The organism is Cohnella fermenti (assembly GCF_004801405.1).
GTDB lineage: Bacteria > Bacillota > Bacilli > Paenibacillales > Paenibacillaceae > Cohnella > Cohnella fermenti.
The window spans coordinates 19,161-27,149 of the sequence record NZ_SSOB01000073.1 but is presented as its reverse complement, the minus strand read 5'-3'; the positions used below and the strand labels follow the sequence as shown (position 1 = coordinate 27,149).

The following is a 7,989-nucleotide window of genomic DNA, read 5'->3' as shown; positions in this document are numbered from 1 at the left end:
TACAAAGGGGTACACGGTAATGAATACAGGATTGAGGATGTCCGTAGCACAACTGCAGAATAGTCTCATGGAACGCAAAACAAAGGACCGTCAGGGAATGAACTCATCCCTGACGGTTTTTCTTATGGCGCAGCAAACGACGCAGGATGGAGATGCAACTTGAAGAGGATTCCGCGCGTCTAGAGACGTAGTCAACGATGGAACGGGGGTGTTCCGATGAGGATGTTAATGTCGTTAATTATCGTGGTGCTGTTGGCGGCTTGCCAAGGGAACGGGAGTCGTCCGGATGCGGCGTCCTTAATGCCGATTACGTTGGAGAAGGCGTATGCCGGGAATATCGGCGATGTCGACAGGCTTGAGCTGCTGGACGGTTCTACCGGCGAACGCAAGCTGGTGAATGATCGGGAAGCCGTTCAGGAATGGATCGGCCGAATCAAGGGGATCGAGCTTGTCCCGGAAGCGGATCAGCAAGGCAGGGTTGGTTATCTGTTCAGCGTAGGCTTGTATGAGGGAGACGAGAAGACGTTCGGCTTCTTGCCGAGCGAGATCAACGGAATTTATTACGAGGAAAATAACGAGTTGACGGAGCAACTGAGAGCGTTGTTCGAGGAACAATTCGGGAGGTCGTTCTGAGGGGGGCGAATAATGGCTTGGCAGGCGCGGCTCTGCTGTCATCGCATTGTCGTCGCAAGTCTGGCGATGTGGAGGAGACGGGGAGGCCGACAGAATCGGTAAAGAGCCGCGGGAGGATGGATTTCATGCTATATTAATTGGAAAAGGACTGGAAACACAGGGGCGGAGGTTGAGGGATGACGGCACTTTTTTTATGGCTGGTTCTATGCGGCTTGTTTTTCTTTTTTCTTTACAGCGTCATTCGCAATGCGATCAACAATTCCAAGCTGACGCAAGAGCTGACGGAGATCAAGAAGCTGCTTCAAGCCCGGCAGCATTCTCCGATTCCGCCGGCGCCGGAGCGAACAGACGAGCGTGAGAGCAATGAGTAGCTATCGGAAGGCTCTTCGCACGCAGGCGATCCTGGCTGTCTTCTTGGCGTGCAATTCGGGCATACAGGCGGCAATTCAGCTTCGGGAGGGGAGAGGGATCGGCTGGTTTTTCGTCGCGTTGATCTTGGTGTTCATTACGCTCGCTCTTCTGTTGTTCATCGATCTGGCGAGCGAAGGGAGCCGCTTGTTGGTGGTACGGGTGCTTCGCGTGAACGAAGACCGGCTCACGGTGTTGAAGCCGAACGGGAGGAGCAGGGCGCTAAGGATCGTTCGATTGGAGAAGGGGATCCAGCCTGGCGACGAGTTGGCATTGACTCTTACGAAGCGGACCCGGCAGGTGATCGGAGTGAAGCTTCATAGCGGAGCTGCGCCGCATCCTTCGACGTTGGAATCTTCTTGAGGGAGAAGGTACAATGTGGGGAGTATGGCATTGTTCCATCCTGCCAATCATTCTGGGGCGGACGCGGCGCTTACTTCATGGACCCGGAGAACAATGCTTGGGAGGTTGCTTGGAATCCGACGGCCGTGTTCAACGAGTACGGGGCGATGACGTCGTTCTGACCGAACGATCGCACGAGGGGAGGGGGAGGCCGGACGATGGCGACGATAAACGAGAGTGTGCTGCTCGCGATCGAGAGCGAGGTAGGGGAAGCGCTCGAGAAGAAGGGCTTCCGGCAAGTGAAGCGCCAGCACCAGGCGGCCTACATGGGCAATTTCTACGCGGTGTACGAGACCGAGAGCGGCGAAGGGATTGCCCGTTTGATCTGGGACGGACGTCAAGAACAACTGACGATGCGAATCTATCGGAAAAGATCGTGGTCCACCAAGCTGGTCAAAGCGATGCTTGGAGGCAGCGACGACGAGAAGCTGGTGGGGGAGACGTTCATTCCCGGCCATGAACTGCATACGCTGGGGGAAGAAGAGATCATCCAGCGTTGCTTGGCTCCATTGAACGGCATGCGTTAGCTCGCCCGGGAGCGCATGCCGCCGTGTGTCAAGCGAATCCGTCACCATGGAATGGAGAGGAAGGGGATCGTTCCCAGATGAAGCCGACAACCAGATTCGGCCTCGTTCGGCACGGAATTACGGCTTGGAATGAGGAGAAGAGAGCTCAGGGCCATACGAACAACGAACTGAACGAGCAAGGGCTGCGACAGGCGGAGCTCGTCGCGCGCAGGCTGTCGCAAGCCCGGTGGGACTACGTCTATTCCAGCGATCTCCGGCGCGCGAGACAGACGGCGGAGACAATCGCGTCCGCTCTCGGCATCGACGAGATCAGTTACGACGAACGCCTCCGGGAGCTGCATGGCGGGCGAATCGAAGGCACGACGCTGGACGAACGGATCGCGGCTTGGGGAGAAGGCTGGCGCGAGCTGGAGCTCGGCACCGAAGGGGCGGAAGCCGGAGCCGCGAGAGGGGCGGCTTGCCTTCAGGAGCTGGCCGATCGCCACGCTGGAGCGAATGTGCTCGTGATCAGCCATGGAGCCGTTCTGCGCCACACGCTTAAACGCTTGGTCGAAGGGATCGATGCCGAGCAGTTGCTCGGCAATACGTCGGTGACCGAATTGATTCGCGACACGGAAGGCTGGCGTTGTTCGCTCTACAATTGCACCGCTCATCTGAGCGATGCTCCGGAATGTTAAACCGCTCTGAATCGTTAATCGCTCTAAATCGTGAACCGCTCTGAATCGTTAATCGCTCGAAGCCCGTATTCGCGACGCCGAATGCGGGCTTCTTCCTTCTGCGCTTGCGCGCGCTTGTGTGTGCCTGAATCGGCTCGGTACAGGACGGGCCTGTTACGCGGTGGATCGGTAATCGGCCTTCATGAGCGCTTTGACTTTGCTGGACCACTTCGGATTGGCGGGACAGTACTTCTTGCCGATCTTGTCAACGGTGGTGTAGCCCTTGCCTATGTAATTGCGGGAGATCAATTCGCCGAAGCGGAGAATGCTGGCTTCCTTGGTGGCGAACTTGACGTAACCGCTGCTTGAATTCAAGCCGAACAGGTTGTTCTTCGTCTTCGCGAGCTTGCTGTTGCCGTTACCGCTCTCGAGCCTCATGACCGCGATGGTGAAGTAGGCGTTGATGCCGTAATCGTCTTCCACCTGCAGCACCGCGTACTCCAAGCCCTCATTCTCGAAGCCGGTTCCTTCGAACATATCGCGAATATCTTCGGCCGTGAGGCCCGAATCTCCTTGGGCGTCGCTGGCGGGATTGGCAGCAGGTCGATTCGCAGCGCCGGCGCCAGCGGATGCAGAGGAATAGCTCAGCGTCCTTGCTGCCTCCTTGCCGTCCTTGGGAATGGCATAAGCGCTATGCACATACCCTTTGCCCTCCAACTGCAGCCAATCGTTGTTTGCTTTGCCGACAACAGCCAGTTTCGTACCTTTTTTAACGACGTCAAGGATTTTGGAACGGGCATTCGGAGCGGCCCGCACGTTCAGGTAGCTCGCCGTTGTGACATAGGTGGAGACGGTCGATTGGCTGGATTTCTCGACGGTGGACGAAGCGGGGGTGGCTGAGGCAGCCGCGGCGGAAGGGGAATCGAGTAGGAAGAGGAACAAGACGAGCGTGAATAAGGCGCCTATATATAGGCCGTTTCGCGATAATTCTTGAAGGCTAACTCGCATACAATCACTCCTCGGGATTAGTTTGGGAGGAAGGTTAAACTGATTGTACAGAGAAGCCGCTGCAGAACGTGTCATAGTCTTGGGGCGAGACAACAACTTTATTTGTCGCAACAAGGGGGGGGCGGGGCGATTCCGTCGAGGATTCGGAATCGTCCCATTAAGATTTTCTCATTCTGGCGTTCGGGGGTTGTCCACTCTGCCGCGTTCTTGCGGTCGGAGAAGAAGTCGGAACCTTGGATATGATGCGGATCACAGCCGGCACGCTCTCGTAAAGATGAACAATAAGCCGGAATTTAATTAGCTTGATTTACAATATTGGCGAATTCGGCTTCATTTGGCGTAAAAGAAGCGATAAAATGATGTCAATAACATAGAAGGTAATAATATATAACGCTAATGTAGGGAAATGTGATGAGTGGATGTAAAGTGCGTTAGTTAAAGTGACGTTTAGGTCGAGGCGGCAATGCATAGAGAGGACATTCAGGCGCCGATCGGACGCGAACCCGTTGCGTCGAAGGGGAGGATGGGCATGAGCATAGAACAACTGAACGAACGGGTGTGGACGGATTTGGCCTACTTGGCATATGGCGGGAGAGATTGGGCGATACCGCGGAGGCATTCGGATGGTCATGTCTATGATGCCGTCATTGTCGGGGGAGGACAGAGCGGGCTCGGAATTGCGTTCGGCTTGCTGAAGGAGCGGGTCTCGAACATTCTGGTCATTGACGAGAACCCCGAGGGGGAAGAAGGACCATGGGTGACCTACGCGCGCATGATGACGCTGCGGACACCCAAGCATCTGACGGCCATCGAGATGGGGATTCCTTCACTGACGTTCCGCTCGTGGTGGGAAGCCCAGCACGGCGCGGAGAGTTGGGAGCGAGTCGATAAAATCCCGCGTGGCGACTGGATGAATTATTTGCGCTGGTATCGCGGGGTGCTGAAGCTGCCGGTTGTGAACGATGCCAAGTTGCGCTTAATAGAACCGCTGGAGCGAGGGCTGCATCGTCTGCATGTCCAAGGGAACGGCATTCCGTCCGGGACGCTGCTGGCGCGCAAGGTGGTGTTGGCGACGGGCATTCAGGGCGGAGGAGAATGGCATATTCCCGCCATGATCAAGGAGAATCTGCCTGCGAGCCTCTATGCACACACATCGGAGCGGATTGACATCGAGGCGTTGAAGGGCAAACGAATTGCAGTGCTCGGAGGGGGCGCATCGGCTTACGATAACGCGAACTTCGCGCTGATGAACGGAGTGGCCGAGGCGCATGTCTTCGTTCGGAGAACGGAGATGCCGCGCATCAATCCGATTCGGCAGATGGAAGGCTCCGGCATGATCGAGCGGTTCCCGTCGCTGTCCGACGAGGATAAATACGCGGTAATGTCGCACTTCTTCAAGCACAATCAGCCGCCGACGAACGATACGTACGAACGCGCCGCTTCGTGGCCGGGCTTCCAACTGCATCTGGGCGCTCCGTGGCTGAACGTTGAAGCGGACGGCGACCAAGCGGTGGTCACGACGCCGCAAGGCAAGTTCGCCTTCGACTTCCTGGTCGTCAGCACAGGGCTGATTACCGACCCGGCCCTGAGACCGGAGCTTGGCTTGGTCGAGAAGCATATCGCCCGTTGGGGTGACAAGTATGCGGCCCCTGCCGCGGTGGCGAACCCGCTCTTGGACAATCATCCCTACCTGAGCCCGGGCTTCGAGTTCCAGAGCCGAGATGAGGAAAGCGATGATCGGCTGCGCGGGATCTATTCCTTCAATTATTCGGCGATGGTTAGCTGCGGACTGTCCGCTTCGGCGCTGTCCGGGATGAGGTATGCGATTCCGAAGATCGTAACGGCGATCGGAGACAGCCTGTTCCACGACAACCGCGAGGAGATCTTGAACAACTTCTATCAGTATGACGAGCAGGAGTTCGTTGGCGTATGGCCTGTGGAGAAGACGGCGAAGGCGGCGAAGCAGCCAAGCGCCTGAGGCGGGCTTCGGCAAGCTTGCAAGCAGCCCTCTCGAATCGAGAGGGCTGCTTGCTGCTCCGGGCGTTCGGTCCGCTGTGCGGCGATTAGTGAATCTCGAAGTCGTCGATGTTGATGCGTTGGCCGGAGGTGCCGCCGACGACGATCCGGAAGCGAACAGTGCCAGATTCGCCGACCGTAATCGTCTGGCTGGCCAAGGAGCTGCCGCTCGTGTAAGACGAACCGACATCGGTCCAGGTTGAGCCGCTGTTCGTTGACTTCTGCAGCTTCCAGTTCGCTCCGCTGTCCGAGCTGAAGTTCGCGTGCTTCACGGTCACGCTGGCCGCGCCGGTGACGTCGAAGCTCATCGCGATGCTGCCGGCCGCCCGGATGCGGGCGGCCTTGGAGCCGTTCTTCTTGTCGGTGGAGGAATCCCCGATCAAGGCGTTATCGAAGTACCACGCCCCGCTGCCGAGAGCAACGCTCGCCGCGGCATATGCCGTCTTCGCTCCGCTCTCGTAATTCTCGTCCAGCGACGTCGAAGGGGAGGTCGTCGGCGCCGCGATCTCGAAGTCGTCGATATTGAGCCGCTGTCCCGACGTGCCGCCGACGACGATCTTGAACCGGACGCTTCCCGTCTCGCCGACCGTAATTGTCTGGCTGGCCAAGGAGCTGCCGCTCGTATAAGTCGAACCGACGTCGGTCCAGGTCGAGCCGCCGTTCGTGGACTTCTGCAGCTTCCAGGTCGCGCCGCTGTCCGAGCCGAAGTTGGCGTGGTTCACGGTAACGCTGGCGGCTCCCGTCACATCGTAATTCATGGCGATGCTGCCTGCCGCCCTGATCCGCGCGGACTTGGAGCCGTTCTTCTTGTCCGACGTCGAGTCCCCGAGCAGGGCATTGTCGAAGGTCCAAGAGCCGCTCGCCAAGGTGACGCTGCCGGAAGCGTAGGAAGTCTTCGTGCCGCTCTCGAAGGTCTCTCCGGCTCCGCCCGTTCCGCCGCCGCTTGTCGCGTAGCCGTAGGAGCCGGACTTGAAGGTGGAGGAATCCCACCATTTATAGCCTGCGGCGGGCGCTGCCCAAGGTTCGGCTGTCGGCTCGGTCGAGGCAGACGGAGTCTCCATCGCGAGCAGCGTCGTCGCGGTGTCCAGCGTAAGCCCGCTTACGACCGACAGGCTGGTGTAGCTCTCGTGCGTCGCGAGCCAGTCGACGATGTTGACGAGCAGCGTGCCGTTGTCCTCTTCGGTGAAGCCGTCGTAGGTCGTCTTCGTCCCGCCCGTCTCTTCGCGCTTGTACTTCGGCGTGCTGTCCTCGACGGGCGAGGAGTCGCCGATCACGGCGACCTTGCCGAGCTGCGCCTTGGCAACAGCGACGAACGGGCCTTCGGCGATTCCGCCGCCGTTGTAGACGCCTTGATCCACGGCGCTCGACCAGCCGGTCGTCGTCGCTTCGATGTAGACGATGCCCTTGGCTTTGGTCGGGTCGGTAATGGCGATCGTCGAGCCGGCGTGCATGGTGACCGTACCGACTCCCGCCGTGATGCCGAACGCTTGCGAAGCGGGGACGATGTAGTCGGAGTTGATATCGCCCAGTGCGTTGTAACGGATGCGCATGCCGAAGTTGTCGGACAGCCAATCCGAGCTTGCCACGCCCGACATCGCGGCCGAGGCGGCTTCTTCCGTGCTCATGCCGGCTGCGGGGTTGCTCCAGGCGCCGCGGCGATAGCCGTTGAACACCTCGGAGGCGTCCCAACGGTTCTTGTTGCGGTCGGCATTGTAATGGTCGGCGATGAAGAAGATGCTGCCGCCGTTCTCGACGTAATCGAGCATCGCTTCCTGCTCGGACGTCTTATAGGGGGTATTCGCCTCGGGAATGACGAAGACGTCGTAATCCTCCAGGTCCGACAGCGTGATGGCCGTCTGCTTGCGAAGCTCCTTGACGTAATAGCCCTCGGCGGCCAAAGCGTTGCCGAAGTCGGAGAAGCCTCCGTCGATGACCCAATCCGCGGCTCCGGACGTCTGCGCATGGGTGTTGTCGAACAGCACGGACTTGCCGTTCGCGGTGCCGACGGGAGAGAGAACGGGAGCGGGATCGGAAGGGCCTTCCGCGATCGCGGCGGAGCCAGGCAGAAGACCGACCAGGAGCAGCACGACGACAAGCCAGTTGGTTGCTTTGTTCTTCAACATCATTACCACCTCTCCAGGAATGAGATATAAAGACGGTCTTGCAAACGCAAGTTCGCGCTGGTTCACGCGAGTTCGCATCTCCTCCTTCCCGCAGGCAAGATGAATTCGGCAGGCTGATTATTGGCTGCGATTCTATCGTAATGGAAGATAATGAACAATTTAATAGATTTGTGTTCGAACAGTATTAAAATACAAGGGTAGGACGAAGGTGTGCGG

General features: G+C 58.3%; 8 protein-coding genes. 6 read left to right on the top strand and 2 right to left on the bottom strand.

What is annotated here, in order from left to right; translation table 11 throughout:
- Positions 1-216 precede the first annotated feature (216 nt).
- The 5 genes from E6C55_RS32265 (at position 217) to E6C55_RS32240 (ending at position 2,647) form a co-directional block, all read left to right on the top strand.
- Positions 217-633, top strand: coding sequence for a hypothetical protein (locus E6C55_RS32265; protein ID WP_136373953.1), 417 nt, complete (start codon positions 217-219; stop codon positions 631-633).
- 176 nt (positions 634-809) lie between these two features.
- Positions 810-1,004: a hypothetical protein gene (locus E6C55_RS32260; protein ID WP_136373952.1), complete on the top strand. Its 195-nt coding sequence runs from the start codon at positions 810-812 to the stop codon at positions 1,002-1,004.
- Positions 997-1,404, top strand: coding sequence for a hypothetical protein (locus E6C55_RS32255; RefSeq protein WP_136373951.1), 408 nt, complete (start codon positions 997-999; stop codon positions 1,402-1,404). Before E6C55_RS32260 ends, E6C55_RS32255 begins: the two co-directional genes overlap by 8 nt.
- Before the next feature lie 197 nt (positions 1,405-1,601).
- Entirely contained in the window at positions 1,602-1,970 is a 369-nt protein-coding gene (locus tag E6C55_RS32245) for a hypothetical protein (RefSeq protein ID WP_136373950.1), read from the top strand.
- 77 nt (positions 1,971-2,047) lie between these two features.
- Complete coding sequence (locus E6C55_RS32240) at positions 2,048-2,647, top strand: histidine phosphatase family protein (RefSeq protein ID WP_136373949.1); 600 nt, start codon at positions 2,048-2,050, stop codon at positions 2,645-2,647.
- Positions 2,648-2,800: 153 nt separating this feature from the next.
- On the opposite strand, the gene E6C55_RS32235 is transcribed toward E6C55_RS32240, so the two are convergent.
- A complete protein-coding gene (locus tag E6C55_RS32235; protein WP_168735995.1) occupies positions 2,801-3,634 on the bottom strand; it encodes a glucosaminidase domain-containing protein in 834 nt (277 codons plus the stop codon).
- Positions 3,635-4,163: 529 nt separating this feature from the next.
- Between E6C55_RS32235 and E6C55_RS32230 the strand changes: the two genes are divergently transcribed.
- On the top strand, positions 4,164-5,612 hold the full coding sequence (locus tag E6C55_RS32230; RefSeq protein WP_136373947.1) for a flavin-containing monooxygenase: 1,449 nt from the start codon (positions 4,164-4,166) through the stop codon (positions 5,610-5,612).
- Positions 5,613-5,697: 85 nt separating this feature from the next.
- On the opposite strand, the gene E6C55_RS35525 is transcribed toward E6C55_RS32230, so the two are convergent.
- Complete coding sequence (locus E6C55_RS35525; RefSeq protein WP_407923779.1) at positions 5,698-7,776, bottom strand: Ig domain protein group 2 domain protein; 2,079 nt, start codon at positions 7,774-7,776, stop codon at positions 5,698-5,700.
- Between the last annotated feature and the right edge of the window lie 213 nt (positions 7,777-7,989).